Origin of the sequence: Pseudomonas sp. EA_65y_Pfl1_P113, assembly GCF_963970525.1 — a bacterium.
In the GTDB taxonomy this organism is placed as follows: Bacteria; Pseudomonadota; Gammaproteobacteria; order Pseudomonadales; family Pseudomonadaceae; genus Aquipseudomonas; species Aquipseudomonas tritici.
Map to the genome: position 1 here is coordinate 70112 of NZ_CAXAQM010000002.1, position 25736 is coordinate 95847.

Consider the following 25736-nt stretch of genomic DNA (forward strand, 5'->3'; position numbering starts at 1 on the left):
GCGGGGTGGCCGGAGCCACCCCGCACGTTCAGGCTTTAATTGATACGCGGATGCTGCTGCACCAGGTTCTGGCGCTTGGCTTCCAAAGCAGCAATTTCTGCATCGATGTCTTCGATTTTTTGCTCGATATTGTCGTGATGTTCCTGCAGCAACTCCTTGGCTTCTTCCATGTCCGAAGCGGCCGGCGCTGCGCCGCGCAGTGGCTTGTTGGCGGTTTCCTTCATGGTCAGGCCGGTGATCAGGCCGACCACGGCAAACACCATCAGGTAGTAGGCGGGCATGAACAGGTCGTTGGTGCTTTCTACCAGCCAGGCCACGGCGGTTGGCGTGAGGCCGGCGATCAGTACCGAAACGTTGAACGCGCCGGCCAAGGCGCTGTAGCGCAGGTGGGTGGGGAACATCGCGGGCAGGGTCGAGGCCATCACGCCGATGAAGAAGTTGAGGATCACGGCCAGGATCAGCAAGCCGGCGAAGATCAGCCCGATCTTGCCGCTGGTGATCAGCATAAACGCCGGGATGGACAGGAACAGCAAACCGATGCTGCCAGCGATGATGAAGGGCTTGCGGCCGACCTTGTCGCTGATAAAGCCAATGAACGGCTGCACGAACAGCATGCCGACCATGATCGCGATGATGATCAGCACGCCGCTGTTTTCTTTGTAGTGCAGGTTATGCGACAGGTAGCTCGGCATGTAGGTGAGCAGCATGTAGTACGTCACGTTGGTCGCCGCGACGATACCGATGCAGGTCAGCAGGCTGCCCCAGTGCTTGGTTGCGACTTCCTTGAACGAGACTTTGGGGCCGTGGGTCAGGCCTTCGCGGTCGCCTTGCTCGAGTGTGTCCATGTGCTGTTGGAATGCTGGGGTTTCTTCCAGCGCATGGCGCAGATACAGGCCGATGATGCCCAGGGGCAAGGCGAGGAAGAACGGCAGGCGCCAACCCCATGCTTCGAAGTCCGCTTCGCCCAAGACGCTGGAAATCAGTACGACCACGCCTGCGCCCAGGACGAAACCGGCGATGGAACCAAAGTCCAGCCAACTCCCCAGGAAGCCGCGCTTGCGGTCCGGGGCGTACTCGGCGACGAAGATCGACGCGCCGGTGTATTCACCGCCCACCGAGAAACCCTGGGCCATTTTGCACAGCAACAGCAGAATCGGCGCCCAGATGCCAATCGAGGCATAACCGGGGATGAGGCCAATGGCAAAGGTGCTCAGGGACATGATCACGATGGTCGCGGCGAGTACTTTTTGCCGCCCGTACTTATCGCCCAGCGCACCAAAGAACAGGCCACCCAGGGGGCGGATCAGGAACGGCACGGAGAAGGTGCCGAGTGCAGCGATCATTTGTACGCTGGGCGAGGCGTCGGGGAAGAACACCTTGCCGAGCACATAGGCGACAAATCCGTAGACGCCAAAGTCGAACCATTCCATGGCGTTACCCAGTGCGGCGGCGGTGATTGCCTTGCGCACCTTGGTGTCGTCGACAATGGTGATGTCTTTCAATCCGATCGGTTTGACGCTTTTCTTACGTAATTTCATGCGGGGCACTCTAAAGCAGAACAGGGGAGGTGCCATCGCAGCGATGGCGCCGCTCTGTCAGTTCAGATACAAGCGGACACGAAATAATTCAGCGTTATTTGCTTTTTTTTGCAGGTGCATTGAACTTCTTCGGTTCACAACGGAGCGATCTCTATGCCAACGACTTTCTCCCGCCTGATCTACCGTCAACCACAGCCTGCAGACGTGCAGCGATTGTTCGCGATCTTCGGCGACCCGCAGACCAACCTGTTTAATCCTGCCGGCCCCATGGCCACCCTCGACGAGGCGCAACGCCTGCTGGATCGCTGGCTAGGGCAGTGGGCCGCTGAGGGTTATGGCTGGTGGGCGATTGCGCGAAATGAGGCGCCGGAACACATCATCGGCTTCGGTGGGATAGCGCCACTCAACTACTTGACCGAGCAGCGCGTCAACCTGGGTTATAGGTTTGCAGTGCAAGCCTGGGGGCAGGGCTACGCGACCGAACTTGGCCGCGATGCGCTGGCGCTGGCATTTGACACCCTGGGCGTGCCCGAAGTGTTTGGCCTGGTACGACCGGACCACGCAGCGTCGATCCGCGTGCTGGAAAAGATCGGCATGCAGCCTTTCGGCGCGCTTGACGATGTGCCGGGCAAGTCGCCGAGCCTGGTGTTTCGTATTTGTCATCCTACAACTGGTTTTGCCTGACCTATCACATAGCCGCGCAATACCGCGATAAACGGCAATATTTCAGATTGACACCGTGTGGGCGTCCCGATATAAAAGCCGGAGTTGTACGATGACATATGACGTTACATATGTCCTGCCTAACAAAAATAAAAAGTGATGCCATGAACTTGAACGAGCCCATCCACGCCCACCGCGTTGGCCAAGCGGTAGGCAACTATCGCTGGACCATCTGCGCGATGCTGTTCTTCGCGACCACCGTCAATTACCTCGACCGCCAGGTGCTCAGCCTGCTGGCGCCGCAGCTGTCGACGCAATTTGGCTGGAGCAACACCGACTACGCCAACATTGCTGCAGTTTTCCAGTTTGTCTACGCGATCTCCATGCTGTTCGCCGGGCGCTTTGTCGACAAGATCGGCACCAAGGCAGCCTACGTATTGGCGATTGGTATCTGGTCCACGGGCGCCATCATGCACGCGCTCTCGGTGCCGATGGGCGAGGGCATCGCGGCGATCAGCGGCGCGATTGGATTGGCGGTGATTCCTGTGTCGATTGCAGGGTTCATGCTGTCCCGTGCAGTGTTGGCGATTGGCGAGGCGGGCAACTTCCCAATTGCGATCAAGGCGACTGCCGAATACTTCCCCAAGAAAGAACGCTCGCTCGCCACCGGCCTCTTCAACTCCGGGGCCAACGTCGGTGCCATCCTGGCGCCTATCTGCGTGCCGTTGATTGCCAGTTTATGGGGCTGGGAAGCGGCATTTATTGTGATCGGTGGGTTGGGGTTCGTGTGGGTGGCGGTGTGGGTCGCACTCTATAAGAAGCCGGACGAGCAAAAGCGTCTGTCTCCCGAAGAGCTGGCCTACATCCGCAGCGACCAGACCGTGCAGCCCTTCACGCCTGAACCCGCTGGCGCAGTGGCGAAAAAAGTCTCGTGGTTCAAGTTGCTCACTTACCGCCAGACCTGGGCCTTTGCTTTCGGCAAGTTCATGACTGACGGCGTGTGGTGGTTCTTCCTGTTCTGGCTGCCCACCTACTTGTCGGCGCAATACGGCATGAAGGGCCCCGACATCGTGCTGCCGCTGGCGGTGCTGTACAGCATGACCATGGTGGGCAGTATTGGCGGCGGCTGGTTCCCCAGCTACTTCATGGCGCGCGGCGATGCGCCGTATGACGGCCGCATGAAAGCGATGCTGGTGATTGCGCTGTTCCCGCTGGTGGTGCTGCTGGCGCAGCCGTTGGGTCACATCAGCTTCTGGATCCCGGTATTACTGATCGGCGTGGGCGCGTCGGCGCACCAGGCGTGGTCGTGCAACATCTTCACCACCGTGTCCGACATGTTCCCGCAGAAGACCGTAGCCTCGGTGGTCGGCATTGGCGGCATGGCCGGCGGCCTGGGCGGCGTGGTGATGACCAAGATCGGCGGCTGGGTGTTCGACTACTACAAGTCCATCAACGACATCCACACCGGCTACATGATCATGTTCGCCATTTGCGCACTGGCCTACCTGGTGGCCTGGAGCGTGATGAAGGCGCTGGTGCCGCGTCACAAGGAAATCACTGACCTGTAATTGGCATGGACGAGGCGGTGTCGGGCCTGGCTATCAGGATGATGCGCACCGCCATCACCACGCCGATCAGCACCGCCGCCAGGCCTGCTGCTTCCATGAACGTCGGGCCCCGGCCTGCGAAGCCCAGGCCGAGCAGGGTGGCGAACAGTGATTCAAGGGCAATCAACTGGGCGCTCAGGACCATGGGTAAGCGACGCGTTGCGGCGTTCCAGGCCCACGCGCCGACCACGGTGGACATCACGGCGATGACCACGCCCCAGGCATACAACGGCGCGGCCTGTTCAAACCCAGCGCCGAGGACTGGCAGCCTCAGCAACCCCAGTGCCTGCATGATCGGCCACAGGCACAGCGCGGCGATGCCGGCGCCCGCCAGCATCAGCGCGGTCCATAGCCCGGTCGCCTGAGCCGGCAATTGCACTAGGTGCTGTTGGTTGAGCACGCTGAACAGTAGCCATAACGCCACGGCACCCAGTGAACAAAACAACCCCGCCAGCCACGAATCTGCACTCAACGACGGTTGATGAAGGCTGCCGACGTTCGCCAATGCCAGCCCTGTCATCAGGCACGACAAGGGCGTGATCAGTCGGTGCCATTCGACCGTCTTGTGCCGCGCATTGCCCAGCAACGCGAGCAGCACCGGCACCGTCCCGATCACCGCCGGCGTGAGCACCGGTCCGGCAAAGTGCACGCCGGCGGCGATACACACGCCATAACCCAGGCACCCCAACGCGCCCAACCCTGCGGCGAGTAACCGCTGGCCAGGCGTGATCAGGTGCAAATGGGCGCGACTCAGGAGTATCCAACCGCCGCCCAGCCCGCCGACGAACAGGAATCGCACGAGCATCAGGTCGTAGAGGCTGTAGTCGCCGGTCACGTAGGGGGTGATGAAGTTCAGCGCCCAGCCGAGGGTTGCCATCACCGCTAGGAACAGTCCGAGCAGTAGTGAAGCGGGTGCAGAATTCATCCGGGTCATCCATCAGGTAATGGATACGCATGGTGCCCAGCCGCGCGGCCGTGCTACAAACGAGTTCTCGGCCCTGGATACATAACCCAAGATTATGAACGCGCTCGGCAAAACCTTACCGCCCCTTGCCAGCTTGCTGCCCTTCGAAGCGGCGGCACGCCTGGAGAGTTTCTCCAAGGCGGCCGATGAGCTGCACATCACTCAGGCCGCGATCAGCCGGCAGATTCGTGGGCTCGAGGATAACCTCGGGATCAAACTGTTTCAGCGGCGCAATCGTGCCGTGTTCCTCACGCCAGAGGGGTGCGAGCTGGGGCGGGTGATCAGCGAGGCGTTGCGCAGCATTGGTGACAGCGCCGCCCGCCTGCGCGCGGTGCACCGCAGTAACCGTGTGGTGCTGCTCTGCCAGTTGTGTGAAGCGTTTTATTGGCTGATGCCGCGCTTATCGACGTTTCACCAGCAATACCCGCAGATTGAAATCCAGGTGGTGACCACCACTCGACCCTTGACTGAATTCAACGACCCCTTTGACGTTGCGCTGCAAAGCACACGGCGCGCCAGCGGGGCTCATCCGCTGATATTCACAGCCTCGGACGAAGTCTTTCCGGTGTGCAGTCCGCACTATCTAGCCGTAGAGCAAGCGCTGTCACTGAATGCATTGCAGCGTCATACGTTCTTGCACCACAGCGCGCCGCCGCCGCATCTGATGGAGTGGAATGAGTGGCTGCAGGTGTTTGGCCAGAGGTTGGCCGTGGACGCGCGCAGTGCCACGTTCGACAGCTACCCACTGATGTTGCAGGCCGCTGTCGAGGGGTACGGGATTGCCATGGGCTGGCGTCGCACCGCGAGCCGCTTGATTGAAAGTGGCGCGCTGGTGAGGCCGTGCGCCGAGAGCGTGCACTTGCCCGAGGCTATTTCGGTTTATCGGCATCAAGCAGCAGGGAAGCGGGATGAGGTGGCGGCGCTGCTCGCCTGGCTTGAGGCGCAATTGCAGGAGGAAGGATGACAGGGGCGTTGTCCGCCCCTGTCGTGCAGGGTTATGGGTTACGTGTCACTCGCCACACGGTATTGGCCAAATCATCCGCGATGATCAGCGCGCCTTTCGGGTCCACCGTCACACCCACCGGCCGGCCGCGGGTTTTGCCGTCGTCACCGCGAAAACCGGTGGCAAAGTCGATGGGTTCACCAGAGGGCTTGCCGTTGCTGAAGGGCACGAAGATCACCTTGTAGCCCACCGGGTTGTCACGGTTCCAACTGCCGTGCTCGCCAACAAATACGCCGTCGGCAAACTTCTCACCCATTTGCGCGATGGAAAAGTCCACGCCCAGTGCCGCCACATGGGAGCCGAGGCTGTAATCCGGCTTGATCGCGGCGGCCACTTTGGCCGGGTTCTGTGGCTGTGCGCGTGGGTCGACGTTCTGGCCCCAATAGCTGTAGGGCCAGCCGTAGAACGCGCCTTCACGCACCGAGGTGAGGTAGTCCGGCACCAGGTCCGGGCCGAGTTCGTCGCGTTCGTTGACCACCGTCCACAGTTGCCCGGTGTCCGGCTGAATAGTCAGCGCCGTCGGGTTGCGCAGGCCTGTTGCGTAAGGTTTGTGCGCGCCGGTGGCAGCATCGATCTGCCAGACCATCGCGCGGTCGATCTCCACTTCCATGCCGCGTTCGGTCACGTTGCTGTTGGAGCCGATACCCACGTAGAGCTGGCGACCGTCAGCGCTCACGGCCAGGGATTTGGTCCAGTGGTGGTTGATCTGCGCCGGCAGGTCGGTGACTTTGGTGGGCGCGCCGCTGGCCTTGGTCTGGCCGTCGGTGTAGTCGAAGCGCACCAGCGCATCCTGGTTGGCCACATACAGCTTGCCGTCGGCGAAGGCCAGGCCGTACGGCGCGTTCAGGTTATCGGCGAACACGGTCTTGAGTTCGTAGGTGCCGTCACCGTCGGCGTCGCGCAGCAGGGTCAGGCGGTTGCCGCCCTTGACCTTGGTGTTGCCTTCGGCCTTGATCAGGCTGGCGATCACATCCTTGGGCTTGAGCTTGGCCGCGCTGCCGCCACGGCCTTCGGCGACCAGGATGTCGCCGTTGGGCAGCACCAGGGTCTGGCGTGGGATGGCCAGGTCAGTGGCGATAGCGGAGATGCTGTAGCCGTCCGGTACCTTGGGTTTCTGCTCGCCCCAAGGCACGGGCTCGGCAATCTTCATGCTGGGTAACAGGCTGCTTTGCTGTTCCGGCAACTTGGGGTCTGGGCCGCGGGCCTGGGTCTTGTCGCCTTCGCCACCGCATGCGGTCAGCAACAGCGCAGCGCTTAATAGGGTCAGCGTGCTGGACGTTTTCATTGGGCAGCTCCCGAGCGCAGGTTAGTCAGGCCGATCCACGTTGCGACGAATGCCAGCAGCGTGACAATCGCCGACAGCACCAAGCCCGTGGGCATCATGGCGTACGCATCCTTGGCATGCTGAAAGGCATTGACCAGGCCCACTACCCAGGCGGCTAACAACAGCAGGAAATACGCGGCTGGTCGCCCGGATTTACGCTCGGCGCGCAATAAATTGATCAGCGCGAACAACAGCGCAAATCCACTGAACACCAGCGCGCCGGCAATCAGCCAGGACGCGAAGTTGGCCCACTGAATCTGGTAGGTCTGGCCGTAGGCAATGTCGCTGAGCAGTGCACCCAGAAACAGCGGCACGCTGCCGGCGAGCAGTATCGAATGCAGCGGGCCAGGTCTTGTCGCGTAGTAGGCGGGGAGGGTAGTCATGGGGGTAGCGGCTCCTTATTGTTCAGCGCTCCTGGCGTCAGGGCGCGGTGACTTCGCATAGCAGAGGAGCTTTTCGTTTATCAGAAAGTTCACTAGGGATTGGTGTCGAGATGTTTTTCGCACCATTCGGCACAGAGCGTGCGGCCTACCCTGCATTACTCCCAGCCCCAAGAAGTCTTGCAGGCGCCCGGTTTCGACGCCGAGCACACGCTGGAAGTGGACGCACTGTTGAAGGTGGCTTACAAGCGCGACCTGTATGCCCACAGCGCACACAAGTGGAACCGCTGGACCAACGACTACGCGCTGCAGTTTTTCGATCGCTTCGACATCATGCTGGAGTCCAAGGACAAGAATGTGGCAGCTTGGGCGTTTTATGAGCCTTTCAAGCGACGTTCAGTTTAAAAAAGGGAACCTTTACTCATGCCAACCCTGCATCTGCTATGCGGCAAGATAGCGTCGGGCAAATCAACGCTCGCCAGCACCCTCAGCGCTGAACACGCGGCGATGCGGTTAAGCGAGGACCCGTGGCTTGCACAGTTGTATCCCGGCGAAATTTTGTCGGTGGCGGATTACCTGCGCTGCGCCCAACGCATCCGCGGGGTGTTGGGGCCGCTGGTGGTAGGTTTGCTGGAGTCGGGCGTCAACGTGGTGCTGGATTTTCCGGCTAACACGTTGGCTAACCGCCAGTGGCTGCTGGGACTGGCGCAGGCCGCCGGGGTGCCACACTGCTTGCACTACCTGGAACTGGACGACGACACCTGCCGCGCTCGACTGCATGCGCGTAATGCGCACGGTGAGCACGATTTTGCGGCGACGGATGCCGAGTTTGACCTGATCACACGCCACTTCTGTGTGCCGAGTGAGGAGGAGGGGTTGGTGATTGAGGTGCATCGCTCGTGAGTGCAGCGCATTTTAAAGGGGTCGACGCCGAAGGTTTCATCCTCACCGTCCTCGAAACGTCCGTGCAGAGCGAGTTTCAGCCATTGCTTGAGGAGGCCTGCACCGCTCTGTCGCAGGAAGCGCTGGGAGTGCAGGGTATCTACCTCTACGGCAGTGTGGCGCGCGGAGATGCCATCCCGGGTGTTTCCGATCTTGATCTCACGCTGGTGCTGCGCGAGTCGCCGACTTCACGGGTACTGGAACGGCTGGAAGTGATCCGGCGCGACCTGGAGCGGCGGCATTCGCAAGTCACCAAGGTGGATTTCGATATTGGCAGCCGTGGGGACGTCATGGCGGCGGAAAACCGCAACAGCTGGGGCTTCTGGCTCAAGCACCATTGCCGATGCGTGTGGGGTGAGGACCTTGCGCTGCACATTGAGCGGTTTCGGCCTTCGGTGGACATTGCCTTGGCCATGAACGGTGACTTTGAACCGGTATTGACCGCCTACCTCACACGCATCGCAGACGCCGACTCCGAGCGGGAGCGACTTCGCTGGCAGCGCGAAGCGTCACGCAAGCTGATCAGGGCGACCCATGTATTGCGTTCGCAGGATGCGGCGACGTGGCCGCAGACACTCGAAGAGCACGTTGCGCTGTTCGTCCAGTGGCATCCGACAATGATGGTTAACGTGGCGTTCTTCCTGTTTGAAGCCCGAAACCCGAGTGCCGACGGCGAAAAATTCTCAGCCCGACTTCAGGCCTTTCTGAGCTGGATGGTTTTACAGCGAGCGTAGTTCTGCTGGTGTTCGCCGGTATAGGCGAAATCCAAAGCAGATCTCCTGTGAGAGCTGTCGAGCTTTAGCGAGGCTGCGAAAGCGGTGTGTCAGGCGATCAATAGGTTGGCAATACCGCCGCCTTCGCAGCCTCGCCGGGGCTCGACAGCTCCCACATTTGATCGGCGCCGCTGCTGAAATTGCGTTCGCAGGTACAACCGAAGCACACGGGTCCTAAGACTTGAACCGTCCCACCAACCCATTCAACTCATCCGAAAGGTTGGACAACCGCCCCGAATCGTCCTGCGCCGAGTTGGCCAGGCTTTCCACCAGTCGTGCCTCGTCGTAGATCTGCTGGATATGCCGATTGATCTCTTCGGCCACGCTGTGTTGTTCCTCGGCGGCGGCGGAGATCTGCAGGTTCTGGTCGCGGATTTCGTTCACTGACAGTTGAATGCCTTCGAAGCTGTCCCGCGCGCTTTCGATGGACGACACGCTGTCCCGCGACAGGTCCAGGCAACTGCCCATCTTCTGCGTGACCTCCTGGGTCTTGTTTTCCAGGGTGCCAAGCAGTTGCTCGATTTCGCCGGTGGAGTCTGACGTGCGCTTGGCCAGTGCGCGCACTTCATCGGCCACCACGGCAAAGCCACGGCCTTGATCACCGGCGCGGGCGGCTTCGATGGCAGCGTTGAGCGCCAAGAGGTTGGTCTGTTCGGCAATCGCGCGAATGGTGCCGAGGATCTGGTTGATGCTGCGACTGCCGGCCTCCAGTTCAACCATGGCCTGGGACGATTCGGTGAGACGGCGGCCCAAGCGGTTGACGTTATCGGTAGTGACCTCGATCTGCTGCTTGCCCTCGGCCACGCGACGGTGCCCGTTTTCGGCGGACTCCGCTGCGCCGCTGCATGAGCGCGCGACTTCGTTGGCGGTGGCAACCATTTCGTTGAACGCGGTGGACACCAATTCAACCGCCTCACGTTGCCGGCCCGCCGCCTCGTTCATGTTGTGCGCGACCTCGCTGTTGACCTTGGAGGCGTTCTGCAGATTGGCCGACGCCGCGCCGATATGCTGGATCAGTTGGCGAATCGCTGCGAGAAACTTGTTGAACCAACCGGCCAGTTCGGCGGTTTCATCCTTGCCCTGCACCTGCAGTTCGTGGCGCAAGTCACCTTCACCCTCGGCGATGGACTGCAAGCCCGTGCTGACCTGGCCAATGGGCTTGACGATGACCTTGGAGAACGCGGCTGCAATCAATCCGAAGATCAGTACCAGCACGCCGACGATGATCGCGGTGAGGTAGGTCATGCGGGTGGCTTCAGCCATGACTTCACGCTGCTCGATCAGCCCGATGTAGCGCCAGCCAAGACTGGGGGAGGTCCACACGTTGGCCATGTAGCGCACGCCGTCGATTTCCACTTCGGTGGAGCCTTGCGGTGTGTCGGCGAGTTGCGCATAGGCGGCGCCCAGGTCTTTGAGCGGTTTGAAACTGTGGGCGGCGTCGCGCGGGTCCACCAGCACCACGCCGTCTTCGATCAGCATCACGTAGCCGCTTTCACCCAGCTTGATGCTCTTGACCAGCTCGGTGAGGTTTTTCAATGAGACGCTGACCACAAACACGCCCTTGGCTTTGCCGTTATCCAACAGCGCCCGTGCGGTGCCGACCAACGCCACGTCGTCTTTGTCGTAATAGTAGGCGGGCGTACGGACGGTCTTGCCGGGGCTGGCCATGGCCGCTTTGTACCAGGGGCGCGTGCGAGGGTCGTACTTGGACAGTTGCGGGTCATCCGGCCATTTGGCATAGGTGCCATCTTCCAGGCCGATGGACAGAATCGCCGCCGCTGGGTGCGTGGCGCCAAAGCGTGCGAATCGGTCGATGACGGCTTGTGCCTCGGCCGGCATGGGCTGGCTGGCCGCGTCGGCGGGCTGGTAGTTTTTCAGCGTGTTAACTGATGTGTATACAGGATCGGCGGCCATTTGATCGACGTTCTGCAGGGTGCCGTCGAAGAACTGGCGGATATTGCCATCGATCTGACGGATTTCCCGGGTGCTGCCGTCGATAAACTGATCCACCGCCTGGGTCCGCGTGTTCATGACCGAGATCACAGCCACCAGGCTTACCGGTATAAACGCGACAGAGACGAATGCCAGCACCAACTTATTTTTTATTTTCATCGAGACGACCATCAGCGTAGAGGGTTGCCAAATCATCGTTCTCCATCACGCAAGCACGGCGATTTGCTATCACTGATGTTTCGGCCCTTCTGCGATAAAACTTTAGGGTTTTTTGTACACAATACAAACTGCTTATTGTTCTGTATCCAATCAATACACATCACGCAGATAACGCTTCTGTTCACTCAACTGCCGCCAGTAATCCACGGCGGCTTCCACGCCAAGCCCGCCGTGGGTTTGCGCGACCTGACGCAGCGCCTGGTCGACGTCTTTGGCCATATGGCTGGCGTCGCCGCAGATGTACAGCTTGGCGCCGTCCTGCAGCCATCGCCAGAGCTCGGCGCCCTGTTCGCGGATGCGGTCCTGCACGTAGACCTTCTGCGGCTGGTCGCGGGAGAACGCCAGGCTCAAGTGAGTGAGCATGCCGTCGCGTTGCATGCCCTGCAGTTCGTCCTGATAGTAGAAATCGCTGGCCGCGTGCTGTTCGCCAAAAAACAGCCAATTGCGGCCCTGATGCCCCAAGGCGCGGCGTTCCTGTAAAAACGCGCGGAACGGCGCGACGCCGGTGCCAGGCCCGATCATGATCATCGGCACGTCGCCATCGCTGGGTGTACGGAAGTGTTTGGACGGCTGCACGAACAACGGCACCTCAGCGTCGCCCGCGCGGTCGGCGAGGAAGGTCGAGGACACGCCTTTGCGCTTGCCATAGCGCACGGCGGCCACTGTGAGGTGCACTTCCTGCGGGTAGGCCTTGGCACTCGAGGCAATCGAATACAAGCGTGGCTGCAGGCGCTTGAGGGTGCCCAGCAGTTCGTCCGCGGCGCAATCGATAGGGTATGCCTGCAGCACGTCCGCCAGTTGCCGGCCCCACAGCCAGTCATTCAGTTCGGCCTTGTGCTCGGGGTTGAGCAAGTGTTTGAGGCCTGGGTTGGCGCTGCGCTCGGCGATGAAGGCCAAGGTGTCGCTGCTCGGCCGGGCGATTTCGAAGTGCTGGGTGAGCGCCTGTTGCAGCGGCACATCACCGAAGGTGTCGATGTTCACGCACGTGCTCGCACTCAGGCGGATGAGGTCGAGCAGTTCGCTGACCAGTTCAGGGCAATTGCGCGGCCGTACTCCGAGGGCATCACCGGCTTCATAGGTGAGCCCGGAGTCAGCCAGGTCCAGGGCAAACTGGCGGGTTTCCTTGTGGGCGCTGTGGGGGTTCAGGTGCCGGTTGAGCAGCAGCCGTGACCCGTACAGCTTGGTTTTACCGGCTGGCGTGGCCGGCGCTATGGGCTTTGCCGGGTTTAGGGTGTGTTGGAACCGCACCAGCCAGGCATCGGCGCGTTCCTCGAATTCGGTGTCGCAGTCGACACGCTCCAGCAGGCGGGTGGCGCCCAATTCCAGCAAGCGCTGGTCGAGTTGCTTGCCGTGGTTGCAGAACTGGTCGTAATTGGGATCGCCCAGGGCCAGCACCGCAAAGCGCAGGGATTCCAGGCGTATCTCGGCGGTGCTTAAGCTGTGCCAGAAACTTTCGCCGTTGTCCGGTGGGTCGCCGTCGCCAAAGGTGCTGCTGATCAGCGCGAGGGTGTGAGTGCTCGCCAGTTTGCTCGCGGGGAAGTCCGCCATCGCGCTCAGTTCCACCGTGATCCCAGCGTCGCGCAGGCGTTTGGCAAAACGCTCGGCCAAGGCTTCGGCGTTGCCGGTTTGCGACGCCCACAGCAGGGTGACTGCCGGGGAGGGCGCTGCGATGGCGTCTGTACGGCTGAACAAACCGCCAAGCAGGCCGTCCAGCCACAGCCTGGATTCCCTTGCCAATGGCGCATTCGCCGGCATCGTCGGTACACCGCCAGTCTGGCCCGCGGCGCTGGATTGCAGGCCACTGAGGAAGCCGGCGAGGTAAGTGCGCTCACTGTCGCTCAGTGGCGGCGGCGATAGATGACGGATGCCGACGATGTCAGCGAAGGCGTTAAGGCGCGACAAGGTGCTGTCGTCTGGTCTGGGAGTGTGGAGGTCCAGAAACAGGTGGTCGATCAGTTCGACCCGGGCCAGGGCGACGGCGCAGAACTTGAACGCCGGCTGAAGGGAAATCGGGTCCACGGCGTCATGGGTCACGGCGTTGATCGCGAGGTTTTCGCCAAACACATCGTTCCAATGAAACGGCGCAAAACAGTTGCCCGCCCGCACACGGTCGGTGACTACCGCAGGCAGTACGGCGCGGCCACGCTGTGAGCGTATTTCAACCCGGTCCTTGTCCTTGATACCCAGGCGGGCGGCGTCTTCGGGGTGTAGTTCCACGAAGGGGCCAGGGTTGAGTTTGTTCAGCGTGGCGACCTTGCCGGTCTTGGTCAGCGTGTGCCATTGGTGCTGCACGCGGCCGGTGTTCAGCACGAAGGGAAACGCCTCATCCGGCATTTCCGCCGGCGGCATATGGGGGCGTGCGAGGAACTGGGCTTTGCCGTTTTCAGTGGCGAAAATGAGCGTGCCGTCCTTCACGTAGCGGATCGGGTTACGGTCTGCCGCATCGTCTGATGCGCAGGGCCATTGCAGCGGCTTGTCACGCAGTCGCGGGTAGCTCGCGCCACGAATGTCATAGCCGGTCTTGGGGTTCCAGGCGCGTTTGATCTCTTCAAAGACGTCGGCGGCGCACGCGTAGGTGAAGGCCTCGGCGAAGCCCATCTCACAGGCGACCCTGGCGATGATCTGCCAGTCGGGCAGGGCCTCGCCGGGGGCCTCGACGGCCTTTTGCATCAGGGTCAGGTTGCGCTCGGAGTTGATCATCACCCCTTCGGCCTCGGCCCACAGCGCGCCAGGCAAAAGGATGTCGGCGTAGCGGTTGGTCTCGGTGTCGAGGAAAGCGTCCTGGGTGATCACCAGCTCGGCGGTTTGCAGGCCTTTGATGACCGTTTGCCGGTTGGGCACGCTGGCCACCGGGTTGGTGCAGATAATCCAGCAGGCTTTGATCTGCCCAGCCGCCATCTGCTCGAACATCGCCACGGTGCCGCCGCCAGCCTGGCGCGGCAGGCTGTCGTGGGGGATCTGCCACAGGTCCTCGATAAAGGCGCGGTCGGCCTCGACCAGCACCGAGCGCTGCCCTGGCAGGCCGGGGCCCATGTAGCCCATTTCGCGCCCGCCCATGGCGTTGGGTTGCCCGGTCAGGGAAAACGGTCCGCTGCCGGGGCGGCAGATGGCACCGGTGGCCAGGTGCAGGTTACACAGGGCGTTGGTGTTCCAGGTGCCGTGGGTGCTCTGGTTGAGGCCCATGGTCCAGCAACTCATCCACTCGGCAGCCTGGCCGATCCAGCCGGCGGCTTGTCGGATATCGGCTTCGGCAAGGCCGGTTATGGCGGCGACCCGGTCTGGCGAGTAGTCCTCCAGAAACGCGGGCATGGCTTCCCAGCCCTCGGTGAAGGCCGCGATAAAGGCAGGGTCGGTGTGGCCGTTCTTGACCAGCAGGTGCAACAGGCCATTGAGCAAGGCGAGGTCGGTGCCGGGCTCTATCGGCAGGAACAGGTGGGCCTTGTCCGCCGTGGCAGTGCGTCGGGGGTCGACCACGATCAGCTTCGCGCCGGCCTTGACCCGGTCCATCATGCGCAGGAACAGGATCGGGTGACAGTCGGCCATGTTCGCGCCGATCACGAAGAACAAGTCGGCGCGGTCGAAGTCCTCGTAGGAACCCGGCGGCCCGTCGGAGCCAAGCGACAGTTTGTAGCCACTGCCGGCGCTGGCCATGCACAGGCGCGAGTTGGATTCGATGTTGGGGGTGCGCACGAAACCCTTGGCCAATTTGTTGATCAGGTATTGGGATTCCAGCGACATCTGGCCCGACACGTAGAAAGCCAGCGCATCCGGCCCGTGGGTATCGAGGGTGTGGCGCAAGCGGGCGGCGGTTTCGCTGATGGCCTTGTCCATGGCAATGCGCACCGGGTCGTGATCGCGCGCCTGGCGCACGTAGGCACTTTCCATGCGGCCGGACTCGGCGATGGCGTGCCCGCAGGTGGTGCCCTTGGTGCACAGCCGGCCGAAGTTGGTTGGGTGGGCCTTGTCGCCGATCACCTTGACCACTGTGTTGTGCTCGACCTGCATGACGATGCCGCAGCCCACGCCACAATAAGGGCACACGCTGCGCACGTTTTGGTTTGCCATCCGTAACCCCGTAAACAAAAAAGGCGCCTTGTAACCCTCCGTTGAAAACGGGGATTACACGGCGCCTTTGTCGTGAGAGAGCAATCAGCGTTGACTGCTTGGTTGAAGTATTCCTAGCAAGTCACGCGCCAGGTTTTTCATCTGGCTGTAGTGAGCGGGCTTGCCCCGCGCTGAGTGGCGCAGCCGCCCCAAACCAGGCGACCTGGTTCTAGCTGGATACCGGCGGCGTCTCTATTGGGGCGGCTTTGCCACCCAGCGCGGGGCAAGCCCGCTCACTACAAAAGCCGTTGGGGTGCACTTTTATGACGCGGGACGCACCAGTTGGAGGCGCTGAAAGCGCGCGAAAAAAACCGCTGATTACGTTGTGATGCCGTGAATCCGGCCCTTGTCTTCGATTGGCACAGACCCTGCAAGCTCCCTCTCAACCCACCTCGGTCAACGACGATCGACACCATTGGGCAATAGCGGTGAGTCCGGCGCAGTCGCCCGATCAGAACCCGCATAAGAACAGGCAAAGACGCCTGGAACCGCAAGGTTTCAGGCGTTTTTTTTTGCTTTTTAAACCGTGATGAGCTTTGTCGGGTGATTTATATGAACAGTCTCAAAACCCTGATCGTCGTCGGCAATGGCATGGTCGGTCACCACTGTGTGGCGCAACTGATCGAACGCGGCGCGCTGGATCACTACCGCTTGCACGTGTTCAGCGAGGAGCCGATGCGCGCCTATGACCGGGTGCACCTGTCCGAATATTTCACCGGCCGTGATGCCGAGTCGCTGGCATTGTCCGACGCTTCGTTGTACCAGACCCCAGGCGTGACCTTGCACCTGGGCGTGCCGGTGCTGGAGATCGACCGCGCCCGCTGCGAGGTGATCACCGCCGACGGCTGCGTGGCCTATGACAAGCTGGTGTTGGCCACCGGTTCCTATCCATTTGTGCCGCCCATCGAAGGCGCTGAAGGCGATTCGCGGCTGGTGTATCGCACGCTTGAGGATCTGGATGCGATTCGCAAGGCGGCCGCCAATGCGCGACGCGGCGTGGTGGTGGGGGGCGGCCTGCTCGGTCTGGAAGCCGCTAACGCGCTGAAAAGCCTGGGGCTTGAAGCGCATGTAGTGGAGTTCGCGCCGCGCTTGATGCCGGTGCAACTCGACGATTTTGGCGGCCTCGCGCTCAAGGCGCAGATCGAGCGGCTGGGCGTCGGTGTGCATTTGTCCCGTGCAACCCAGTCGATCAGCGCGGGCGCGGAGTATCGCTACCGCATGAACTTCGCCAATGACGAATTCCTGGAAACCGACGTGATCGTGTTCTCCGCTGGCATCCGTGCCCAAGACGCGCTGGCTCGCCAGGCTGGCCTGGAAATCGGCCCGCGCGGCGGCGTGGTGATCAACGATGAGTGCCTGAGCATCGACCCGAATATCTACGCGATTGGTGAGTGCGCGTCCTGGAACGGCAGCCTGTTCGGCCTCGTCGCGCCGGGCTACCAGATGGCCCGAGGCGTTGCCGCGCTGCTCTGCGAGCAAACCGGCGAGCCGTTTGTGGGCGCCGACATGTCGACCAAACTCAAGTTGCTCGGTGTGGACGTGGGCTCCATCGGCGATGCCCATGCCCACACGCCCGGCGCGCGCAGCTACCAGTTTATCGACGAAGCCAGCGCCAGTTACCGGCGCCTGGTGGTGGATGCTTCGGGCAAGCATGTGATTGGTGCTGTACTGGTGGGCGACAACAGCTACTACGACACCTTGCTGCAATACATGCAGAACAGCATCACATTGCCGTCCGAGCCGGCCAGCCTGATCCTGCCATCGTCCAGCGGCGCTCCCACCCTGGGCCCCGGCGCGTTGCCGGAGTCGGCTACCGTGTGCTCCTGCCACAACGTGACCAAAGGTTCGATCTGCTCAGCCATTGACGGCGGCTGCAGCGACCTCGGCCTGCTTAAAGCCCAGACCAAGGCCTGCACCGGTTGCGGCGGCTGCGCCGGGTTGCTCAAGCAGGTGTTCGAGCATGAGCTGATCGCCCGTGGCGTCAGCGTTGACAAAAGCCTGTGCGAACACTTCGCCTACACCCGGCAGGAACTGTACGCCTTGGTGCGTGTGGACGGCATCATCACGTTTGACGAACTGCTGGCCAAACATGGCCGTGGCCACACCGGTTGCGATGTGTGCAAGCCGGCAGTCGGCTCGATCCTGGCATCGTGCTGGAACCAGCCGATCATGGACGCATCCTTGGTGCCGTTGCAGGACACCAACGATACGTTCATGGCCAACATGCAGAAGAACGGCACCTACTCGGTGGTACCACGCATTCCGGGGGGTGAGATCACTGCAGAAAAACTCATTGTGATCGGCGAAGTGGCGAAGAAATACGACCTCTACACCAAGATCACCGGCGGCCAGCGCATCGACCTGTTTGGCGCGCAACTGCATGAACTGCCGGACATCTGGGGCGAACTGATCGCGGCGGGGTTCGAGACCGGGCATGCCTATGGCAAATCCACGCGCACGGTGAAGTCTTGCGTGGGCAGCACCTGGTGCCGCTACGGCGTGCAGGACAGCGTGAAAATGGCGCTGCTGATCGAGGATCGCTACAAAGGCCTGCGCTCGCCGCACAAGCTCAAGTTCGCGGTGTCTGGCTGCACCCGAGAATGCGCTGAAGCCCAGAGCAAGGACGTCGGCGTGATCGCCACCGAGAAGGGCTGGAACCTCTACATCGCTGGCAACGGTGGTATGCGCCCACGCCATGCGGAGCTGTTCGCCACCGACCTGGATGATGCCACGCTGATCCGCTACATCGACCGCTTCCTGATGTTCTACATCCGCACCGCCGACAAGTTGCAGCGTACTTCGGTATGGCGCGAAAGCCTGGAGGGCGGCCTGGATTTCCTCAAGGACGTGATCCTTGAGGACAGCCTGGGGCTGGGCGCCGAGCTCGAAGCGCAGATGCAACGGGTGGTCGACCGCTACGAATGCGAGTGGGCCAACGCGCTCGCGGACCCGGAGAAACTCAAGCGCTTCCGCACCTTCGTCAACGACAAACGCCCGGACCCGGACATCCACTTCGTCCAGGAGCGCGGCCAGCGCCGGCCGATCATGGCCTCTGAACTCAACTTGATTCCGGTCATCGAGGAGATTGCGTGATGAGCCAGCCCATCTGGAAAACCGTGTGCAACAGGCAAGACCTGGTGACCAACTCCGGCGTGGTGGTGTGGTTGGACGGCGCGCAAGTGGCGTTGTTCTACCTGCCGGGTGCGCAAGACCAGACGCTGTATGCCATTGATAACCACGACCCGGAATCGGGGGCGAATGTGATCGGTAGGGGGTTGATTGGCAGTATCAAAGGCGAGTTGGTGGTGGCTGCGCCGATCTACAAGCAGCATTACCGCCTGGCTGACGGGCAATGCCTGGAGGCGCCAGACCAGCGCCTGCGCGTCTGGCCGGTGCGTTTGAACGGTGGGGTAGTGGAGGTGGGGGTAGGTTGAGCGACTGTGGGAGCTGTCGAGCCCCAGCGACGCGGCCATGGGATGTCCATGTGTTCGGATCAGAGGGCGAGGTCATCGATGAACAAGGGCATTTTCGTCTACGTGTCGCAGGTGACCCTTCAGTCCATCAGGCCGGAATAAGCCCTGCGTCCTGATAGCTCTGAACGAGTTCGTCATACAGGCCGATATCGATGCGCGTACGAGCAATCAACTGCGCGCCCGCGATGGCGGTGTAGATGGCGCGCGCGCGCCGCTCGTGGTCAGTGGCATTGCCGTTGCCGATGTCCGTGAGAACTGCTGCGAGCCACGCCACGTTGATATCTGCAAACGCGAGTACCTCTTTCTTCAGCTCTTCGGGCAGGTCCTGGTACTCTCCCGCCTTGAACTGATGCCACGCACCCGGAACCAGCTGTACGTCAACCACTGCGTTTGATTGCTGAGCGGCCTTGTGAAATAGCCGTGTGGTGGGTTCTAGCGTTGTCTTGATGGCACAAAGCACAACGATCTTGCCGCCGTGACGAACCGCCGTAGCGGCCAAGGCTTCATCCGCTCTCAAAATCGGTACCTGAATATCGGGTGCGATTCTTTCAATGGATGGACCCAAGGTCGAGCAGGTGAGCACCACAACATCGGCATGCCGGGCGAGGGCACACAGCGCGGTGACATTCGCGCCTTTGCTCGCCAAATGATAAGCCAGCGACGCGCCAACTATTCATAGCCCGCCCAGGACTACGGAGGCGTCCACAACCTTGGCATAGTCCATCGCCAGGTTACTCAGCGACAGCGCATGTACATCCTCCGCAGGCCACAGCCGCCCGGATAAATCAGTCTGATCAAACGTATAACAAGCATCCGCCACCACGCTCACATCAAAACCCAGGTTGCCGGCGGAGCGCGCCGTGGCTTCAACGGAGTTGTTGGTGATCACACCGACGATCACCAACTCCCGGATCGAGCGTGCATGCAACCAGCGCTCCAGGCCGGTGGCGGTGAAGGCATCCGGAACGTTCTTGTCCACCACAGGCTCATGCGCCAGCGGTTGGAGCGCGGGCTGGAACTCACAACCCGGCTGGCCTGGCCAGAATACCGAGCCGGGTGAGCGGGAAATGTGCCGGATGTGGACGACAGGACGGTTGGATTGGCGCCATGCGCTCAACAAACGCTGTATCTGCACTTCGGCGTCGAGGTTGTTGCGACGTCCCAGCTTCGGCTGGTTCATGCCTTGCTGCATATCGATGATCAGCAGTGCCGCGTTGGTTGCTGGCGGTTCCATGACACTTCCCTTTGCTCGTGAGGCTCGAAACATAACAGCCAATGTGGGCATCCAGACAGCGATTTCCTACCTGGGCAGCTTTAACTGAGCCTCGGCGTACGGCACCACTGCGTCGGTACGCCCGCTCGATCCGTCTCATTATTGAACTGCCCCGCCCTTTAAATCGCCTTGGAAGAGGATCGCATCGGCAAACCCAAAGCGTGTCCTTAGCAAATGCGGCTAGGCGTGCTCACGACGCTATGGTCGACTCTATTGACGGCCGTACTTCCAGGAGCTTTTTCCCGTGTCTGACATGCCGACCCATTTCGCTTACACAAAACGTTTCAACGCCGTACTCGCCTACATAGATGCCAATCTCGAAGGCGACCTGTCGGTGAGGGCGTTAAGCCAGGTGGCGAACTTTTCGACGTTTCACTTCCATCGACAATTCAGTGCGTTCGTAGGCGTGCCGGTTTCACGTTATGTGCAACTTACCGTCGAGATCCTGCACGGCCATCGCCGGGTCGCCACCCACCTGTTGCTCGCGCGGCGCCTACAGCACCCAGAGCGAACACATGCCGGCATCGCACAAAGCTCATCGCGACTGGACACCCCAGCGCCTCAAGTCGATTGCAAGTAGTTGGCTGGAAGTGTGCCAAACATGTCGCTGTAGATCTCACCCAGCCAGTCAATGAAAACGCGTACCCGTGGCGACAGGTGCCGATGATGCGGGTACATGGCAGAAACTGTCAGGCCGGGGCTCTTCCAGTCGCTCAAGACTTCCACCAGGCGCCCCGCTTCCAGATACTCTTCAATGTGGTAACGAGGCACCTGAATCAGACCGCAGCCACGCAATGAACATACGACGTAGCTTTCAGCATCGTTCACTGCCATCCAGCCATTGAGTGTGAACTGGCGTATCTGGCCACCGAGGACCAATTCCAAAGGAAGATTCGAGGAGCCATTGCTCGAAAAGAACTTTACTGTTTGATGCACGGCCAAATCTTCAGGTTTTTTAGGGCTGCCGAAACGCGTCAGGTATTCAGGACTCGCGCAAATGATCTGGGGCATCACCGCAAGAGGCCTGGCTACCAGCGTCGAGTCTTGGGGGGTGCCTGCGCGCACGACGCAATCTACCCCCTCCCGAACGAGATCCACCAAGCGATCACCACCACTGGCTGTCAATTCGATTCCTGGATAGCGCGCCCGAAACTCATCAATCCTTGGCAGCACAATCTTGGTCGCATGAGTACCGTGCATATCCACGCGCAGCAATCCTTGCGGATTAGACGCTACGTGGCGCAATGATGACTCGGCATCGTCCAGTTCACTCAGCACGAAAACACATCGCTCGTAGAACGCCTGCCCGTCGACTGTCGGTCGTACATGCCGAGTGGTGCGCTCCAGTAGTCGAATCCCCAGTCGACTTTCCAGCTCTTTGATGGCGTGAGTCGCGGTGGCACGTGGAATGTCGAGCGCTGCCGCTGCGCGGCTGAAGCTGCTCAACTCAACGATACGCGCGAACAGCTGGAGTGAATCGAAGCGATCCATCTATTGTTGTTCCTGGTGGAATTTTGTTGGCCATTTAGCTGTATTTATCCAGTTCTGGCAAACAAGCAACATAGGACTCAAGGGCATCGTCGCCCACTGACTTGCAAATCAGGAGTCCTGTATGACTGACAATAGTTTGAAAACGGCCCTTGTTACCGGAGGCTCCCGTGGCATCGGCCAATGCATCGCCATGCGCCTCGCCGCCGACGGCTTTGCTGTGGTGGTCAACTTCGCTCACAACACCGCAAAGGCAGAAGAAACAGTTGCAGCGATCCAGTCTGTCGGCGGCAGGGCCATCGCAGTCAAGGGTGACGTCGGCAATCCGGAGGACGTGGCTGCCTTGTTCAAGGCCGCCAAAGAGGCTTTCGGCAGGATTGATGTCGTGGTCAACAGCGCAGGCATTATGCCGATGGCGACCATCAGAGAAAGCAGTCTGGCTGACTTCGACACAGTCATTGCCACCAACCTGCGCGGTGCGTTTCTGGTACTGGGTCAAGCGGCTGCGCATGTCGATGACGGCGGTCGCATTATCGCGCTGTCCACCAGCGTGATCGCCAAATCGTTCCCCTCCTACGGTCCCTACATCGCGTCAAAGGCAGGCGTTGAAGGACTTGTACACGTGCTTGCCAACGAGCTGCGAGGTCGTCGCATCACAGTCAACGCCGTTGCACCCGGACCCGTCGGTACTGATTTGTTCTTTGAGGGCAAGAGCCCGGAACAAATAGCGCAGATCGCCAACCTTGCGCCGCTGGAACGCTTGGGAACCCCAGAGGACATCGCCAGTGCGGTGGCCTTCCTGGCAGGACCGGACGGCGGCTGGATCAATTCGCAAGTACTTCGCAGCAATGGCGGTTTCGCCTAAGTCAACCAAGGAGTCATGTCATGAGCCAAGTTATTCTGATCACCGGAGCATCCAGTGGGTTCGGCGCGATGCGCGCCATATTGTCTACGCCAGCATGCGCACGACTGACGGTGGTGGCGCCCCGCAGGTATCCGGAGAAGCGAAATGTTGACTGAAACGGGCGAGTCATCGAGCAATACCGCTGTGACTGAAGCGATCAGCATTATTGAAGTCCACGTGCAGACCGAGGCGTCATCGTCGTGCGAGTCGCGTTTGTCATCCTTGGCGACAACCATCCTGGGCTCGCCTGGATGCATCACTTATCAAGCGCTTCAAAGTCATACGAAAAAGGACCTTTGGATTATGACCGGCCTGTGGGAGTCGCCTCAGGCCATGGAGCGCCACTTTTGCCACCCTGCGCTCAGTGAACTGATCAACTTGCTGGGCCCCAGGTCGGTTAAAAAGGTCACTGCAAACGCATTACCCAACTCAGGGACGTTAAGTGCCTAACCCTAGAACGCCTCGCAACCACCGGGATTTATATCTAGTCGGGGCGGGGCTTACGTAATGGTTTTAAGAAGTATGGATATGAAAAAATCAATACACGATGTTCAGCTGTCAACTGGGAGTGTAAGCCGCCAGGAGCGTCTGTTGTTCCCAGCGCTAGCGCCCCTGTATGCGCGGGGAGAGGCGGTCATGTATGCCGTCTTGCGCGCGGCCTTCGGCGCTATTTTGTTTACTCACGGCCTGCCGAAAGCGTTAGGAACATCGCATGGCTCCATGGCAAATCCCATGGAAGGCTCCATCAACCTTATGCAGAACGTCCTGGGGCTGCCGTTCGCCAGTGAGCTTGCGTTTCTTGTCATGCTACTGGAGACCCTGGGTGCTTTTATGCTCGCCGTTGGCTTGTGGGTACGACCAGTTGCTCTGATCGTCGCTCTGGAAATGGTAGGGATCAGTTGCGCTCTCGGCCCAACGTGGCCGTGGGTCGACCGGGGAATTGAATACCCGGTACTGATGACGTTTCTCGCCCTGTACATCGCTGTGCGTGGCAGCGGCAGCCTGGCACTGGATCGCAAATTGAAATACACGTTCTGACTGTGCTTTTTAGGCTCCGCTACGTCACCGCGTCAGCTTTTTCCAAACCTTCGGCCGTCCAACGCTCATGCTGAAAAAGTAAGGCCGGTGCCAAAGCTCACATTGGTGTCATTGATGAGTCAGGGCTGGTGCACTGCGTGGTGGGGGAAATGGCTGCTAGGAGGCACTCGCAGCAGCAAAAAAATGAAACAGTCGGCAGATTTGACCGATTTTGAACGGCTGTCGTTTTTTGAAAGCGCCGATGGCTCAGTCGCCGAAAAATAGGCGGCTACTTCAGACCATACTTAGCTTAGTTAGCCTTCGACTTGAGGCTCTGAACTAACAATCATAACATTTAGATACATGTTTTTTTTCTTTGAACGCTCGCGTTTATGGACTGTTTTCATGTGGGCGACGAGCGGCGCTTCAGGTCTGTTCAGAAGCGTCGAGAGAGATAAAACGAAGAGAGGTTTTCCTATGTTTCTGCGCAAGCTCAATCTCGCTCCACGCTCGGCCCTGTGCTTCGGGTTATTTTGCCTAGTGATTATTGCGTTGGGGCTCATCGCCCTTAAGCAGATGGCAAGTTTGAACGCTTCTGAAAAGTTCGTAGAAACCAACGTAGTGCCTAGCATCTCTTTGCTGGGAACGATTGACCGGGATTTTATAAGTATTAGAGGCAGCAACGCGCGGTTGCGTAATCCTGTCGAGCCAGAAAATCGTAAAACAGAAGCACTTGAGGACGTAAGGAAAGCCCAAGCAAGCGTCCAAGAAACACTTTCGACGCTTGAGCCGTACATAGTCACCGCTAGGGGAAAACAGGTTTTCGGTGAATTGTCTCAACGCTATGCCGCTTACCAAAAAGTACAAGATCAATACCTGTCATTTATTTCTTCTGGCAGTCTTGATGACGCTGTGAAATTGTCTAACGAAGCAATGAAGCAATCGGCAGACACTGTGGAGCGGGATATAAAGAAACTTATTGAACTGAACACCAACAAAGCTAAAAAAGCAGGCGAGGAAGCTACGCTCATCTACGACCAGGCCAAAATTATTGTTGGGTGCTTTATCTTGGTCGGCACATTGGCTGCCATTACTCTCGCTCTGATGTATACCCGCAGCGTGACTAGCCCGGTCAGCCAGTCACTGGCCATCGCTGAGCGTATTGCCAAAAACGATCTCAGCGAGGTCATTGAGGTGCAAGGAAGCGACGAAGTTGCCAGGCTCATGCAGGCTTTGAAGGCCATGCAACAGGGGCTGCGAAATACGCTTTCTTTGATATCTGATTCGTCCAGCCAGTTAGCGTCTACTTCTGAAGAAATGCATGCCGTCACTGAGGATGCTAATAAAGGCATGCTGCGCCAAAATAACGAGGTCGAGATGGCCGCTACTGCCGTCACCGAGATGAGCGCAGCCGTAGAGGAAGTGGCTAGAAATGCCTCAGCAGCCTCCGAAGCAGCCAATCGATCCAACTCCGCCGCATTGGCAGGTCGTGCACGCGTAGATGAAACCGTTCAGGCCATCAGCTTAATGGTCGCAAATGTTGAAGACGCTTCCCAAGAAGTACAAGGGCTCGCCGTGATGGCGACCGACATCAGCAAGGTTCTGGATGTGATACGGGCTATCGCCGAGCAGACCAATCTTCTTGCATTGAATGCTGCTATCGAAGCTGCTCGTGCCGGTGAGGCAGGTCGAGGCTTCGCGGTAGTGGCGGATGAAGTAAGGGCTTTGGCTCATCGTACGCAGCAGTCGACCAGTGAGATTGAACAGATGATCAGCTCGATTCAGAAAGGCACTGGAGCGGCTGTTTCGGCAATGACCCACACCAACGCCCAAGCTCAGAGAACGCTTGACACAGCTCAAGGCGCCGGTACTGCTTTGGTGGAAATCACCGACTCTATCGATAATATCACCGAGCGCAATGTTTTGATCGCAACTGCATCGGAAGAGCAGGCTCAGGTTGCCAGGGAGGTGGATCGCAGCCTGATCAGCATCCGAGATCTATCAAGTCAAGCTTCAGAGGGTTCAAGTCAGACCGCTATTGCAACGTCTGAACTGACCAAACTCGCGGTCGAATTGAATAGGCTCGTGAAGCAGTTTCATATGTAGGGGGG

21 protein-coding genes and 2 pseudogenes are annotated in these 25736 nt (G+C 59.9%); 13 read left to right on the forward strand and 10 right to left on the reverse strand.

Annotated features, from left to right (window positions below; all coding sequences use genetic code 11):
* Window positions 1-35: 35 nt before the first annotated feature.
* Entirely contained in the window at window positions 36-1538 is a 1503-nt protein-coding gene (gene proP, locus AACY52_RS02355) for a glycine betaine/L-proline transporter ProP (RefSeq protein ID WP_339415981.1), read from the reverse strand.
* Between the two features lie 153 nt (window positions 1539-1691).
* Between proP and AACY52_RS02360 the strand changes: the two genes are divergently transcribed.
* Window positions 1692-2222 carry a GNAT family N-acetyltransferase gene (locus AACY52_RS02360; RefSeq protein ID WP_339415982.1) on the forward strand — a complete coding sequence of 177 codons (531 nt, stop codon included), beginning with the start codon at window positions 1692-1694 and terminating at the stop codon, window positions 2220-2222.
* 143 nt (window positions 2223-2365) lie between these two features.
* Window positions 2366-3769, forward strand: coding sequence for an MFS transporter (locus AACY52_RS02365; RefSeq protein ID WP_339560214.1), 1404 nt, complete (start codon window positions 2366-2368; stop codon window positions 3767-3769).
* On the opposite strand, the gene AACY52_RS02370 is transcribed toward AACY52_RS02365, so the two are convergent.
* Window positions 3756-4733, reverse strand: a complete 978-nt coding sequence (locus tag AACY52_RS02370; RefSeq protein ID WP_339560215.1) for a DMT family transporter — start codon at window positions 4731-4733, stop codon at window positions 3756-3758. The two genes, AACY52_RS02365 and AACY52_RS02370, sit on opposite strands and share 14 nt — an antisense overlap.
* A gap of 94 nt (window positions 4734-4827) precedes the next feature.
* On the opposite strand from AACY52_RS02370, the gene AACY52_RS02375 reads away from it, so the two are divergent.
* Window positions 4828-5736 carry a LysR substrate-binding domain-containing protein gene (locus tag AACY52_RS02375; RefSeq protein ID WP_339560216.1) on the forward strand — a complete coding sequence of 303 codons (909 nt, stop codon included), beginning with the start codon at window positions 4828-4830 and terminating at the stop codon, window positions 5734-5736.
* Between the two features lie 31 nt (window positions 5737-5767).
* Here the strand turns inward: AACY52_RS02375 and AACY52_RS02380 are convergent, their stop codons facing one another.
* Window positions 5768-7060: a sorbosone dehydrogenase family protein gene (locus AACY52_RS02380; RefSeq protein WP_339415990.1), complete on the reverse strand. Its 1293-nt coding sequence runs from the start codon at window positions 7058-7060 to the stop codon at window positions 5768-5770.
* Window positions 7057-7482 (reverse strand): DUF2231 domain-containing protein, encoded by a 426-nt coding sequence (locus tag AACY52_RS02385; RefSeq protein ID WP_339415991.1) that lies wholly within the window; start codon window positions 7480-7482, stop codon window positions 7057-7059. The genes AACY52_RS02380 and AACY52_RS02385 overlap by 4 nt, the downstream gene beginning before the upstream one ends.
* Window positions 7483-7608: 126 nt before the next feature.
* On the opposite strand from AACY52_RS02385, the pseudogene AACY52_RS02390 reads away from it, so the two are divergent.
* The 3 genes and pseudogenes from AACY52_RS02390 to AACY52_RS02400 form a co-directional block, all read left to right on the forward strand.
* Window positions 7609-7884: pseudogene (locus tag AACY52_RS02390) on the forward strand (UV damage endonuclease UvsE); the annotation flags it as partial.
* An 18-nt stretch (window positions 7885-7902) separates the two neighbouring features.
* Entirely contained in the window at window positions 7903-8382 is a 480-nt protein-coding gene (locus AACY52_RS02395; RefSeq protein WP_339427567.1) for an ATP-binding protein, read from the forward strand.
* The gene (locus tag AACY52_RS02400) at window positions 8379-9155 is read left to right on the forward strand and encodes a nucleotidyltransferase domain-containing protein (RefSeq protein ID WP_339415994.1); all 777 of its coding nucleotides are present in this window, start codon (window positions 8379-8381) and stop codon (window positions 9153-9155) included. The genes AACY52_RS02395 and AACY52_RS02400 overlap by 4 nt, the downstream gene beginning before the upstream one ends.
* 213 nt (window positions 9156-9368) lie before the next feature.
* Here AACY52_RS02400 and AACY52_RS32135 read toward each other — a convergent pair whose 3' ends face one another.
* The 3 genes and pseudogenes from AACY52_RS32135 to AACY52_RS02410 form a co-directional block, all read right to left on the reverse strand.
* Window positions 9369-10136 carry a methyl-accepting chemotaxis protein gene (locus AACY52_RS32135; protein WP_370468006.1) on the reverse strand — a complete coding sequence of 256 codons (768 nt, stop codon included), beginning with the start codon at window positions 10134-10136 and terminating at the stop codon, window positions 9369-9371.
* Between the two features lie 87 nt (window positions 10137-10223).
* A pseudogene (locus tag AACY52_RS32140) lies at window positions 10224-11342 on the reverse strand (cache domain-containing protein); the annotation flags it as partial.
* A 114-nt stretch (window positions 11343-11456) separates the two neighbouring features.
* Window positions 11457-15431 carry a bifunctional nitrate reductase/sulfite reductase flavoprotein subunit alpha gene (locus AACY52_RS02410; protein WP_339560218.1) on the reverse strand — a complete coding sequence of 1325 codons (3975 nt, stop codon included), beginning with the start codon at window positions 15429-15431 and terminating at the stop codon, window positions 11457-11459.
* 591 nt (window positions 15432-16022) lie between these two features.
* Between AACY52_RS02410 and nirB the strand changes: the two genes are divergently transcribed.
* Together nirB and nirD are read left to right on the forward strand one after the other, a co-directional pair.
* Entirely contained in the window at window positions 16023-18563 is a 2541-nt protein-coding gene (gene nirB, locus AACY52_RS02415) for a nitrite reductase large subunit NirB (protein ID WP_339427564.1), read from the forward strand.
* On the forward strand, window positions 18563-18904 hold the full coding sequence (gene nirD / locus AACY52_RS02420; RefSeq protein WP_339436571.1) for a nitrite reductase small subunit NirD: 342 nt from the start codon (window positions 18563-18565) through the stop codon (window positions 18902-18904). Before nirB ends, nirD begins: the two co-directional genes overlap by 1 nt.
* 127 nt (window positions 18905-19031) lie before the next feature.
* Here nirD and AACY52_RS02425 read toward each other — a convergent pair whose 3' ends face one another.
* Window positions 19032-19589, reverse strand: coding sequence for an aspartate/glutamate racemase family protein (locus AACY52_RS02425; RefSeq protein ID WP_339560219.1), 558 nt, complete (start codon window positions 19587-19589; stop codon window positions 19032-19034).
* 27 nt (window positions 19590-19616) lie between these two features.
* Window positions 19617-20177, reverse strand: coding sequence for a cysteine hydrolase family protein (locus tag AACY52_RS02430; RefSeq protein ID WP_339560220.1), 561 nt, complete (start codon window positions 20175-20177; stop codon window positions 19617-19619).
* A 283-nt stretch (window positions 20178-20460) separates the two neighbouring features.
* Between AACY52_RS02430 and AACY52_RS32145 the strand changes: the two genes are divergently transcribed.
* On the forward strand, window positions 20461-20796 hold the full coding sequence (locus AACY52_RS32145) for a hypothetical protein (RefSeq protein WP_370468010.1): 336 nt from the start codon (window positions 20461-20463) through the stop codon (window positions 20794-20796).
* Here the strand turns inward: AACY52_RS32145 and AACY52_RS02440 are convergent.
* Window positions 20778-21707: a LysR family transcriptional regulator gene (locus AACY52_RS02440; RefSeq protein WP_339427561.1), complete on the reverse strand. Its 930-nt coding sequence runs from the start codon at window positions 21705-21707 to the stop codon at window positions 20778-20780. The two genes, AACY52_RS32145 and AACY52_RS02440, sit on opposite strands and share 19 nt — an antisense overlap.
* A gap of 121 nt (window positions 21708-21828) precedes the next feature.
* Between AACY52_RS02440 and AACY52_RS02445 the strand changes: the two genes are divergently transcribed.
* The 4 genes from AACY52_RS02445 to AACY52_RS02460 all read left to right on the forward strand — a co-directional run bounded on the left by AACY52_RS02445 (window position 21829) and on the right by AACY52_RS02460 (window position 25731).
* Window positions 21829-22569, forward strand: coding sequence for an SDR family oxidoreductase (locus AACY52_RS02445; RefSeq protein ID WP_339416009.1), 741 nt, complete (start codon window positions 21829-21831; stop codon window positions 22567-22569).
* A gap of 144 nt (window positions 22570-22713) precedes the next feature.
* On the forward strand, window positions 22714-23058 hold the full coding sequence (locus AACY52_RS02450; protein WP_339436570.1) for an antibiotic biosynthesis monooxygenase: 345 nt from the start codon (window positions 22714-22716) through the stop codon (window positions 23056-23058).
* 186 nt (window positions 23059-23244) lie between these two features.
* The gene (locus AACY52_RS02455; RefSeq protein WP_339416013.1) at window positions 23245-23646 is read left to right on the forward strand and encodes a DoxX family protein; all 402 of its coding nucleotides are present in this window, start codon (window positions 23245-23247) and stop codon (window positions 23644-23646) included.
* Between the two features lie 456 nt (window positions 23647-24102).
* The gene (locus AACY52_RS02460; RefSeq protein ID WP_339456089.1) at window positions 24103-25731 is read left to right on the forward strand and encodes a methyl-accepting chemotaxis protein; all 1629 of its coding nucleotides are present in this window, start codon (window positions 24103-24105) and stop codon (window positions 25729-25731) included.
* The last annotated feature ends 5 nt before the right edge of the window (window positions 25732-25736 follow it).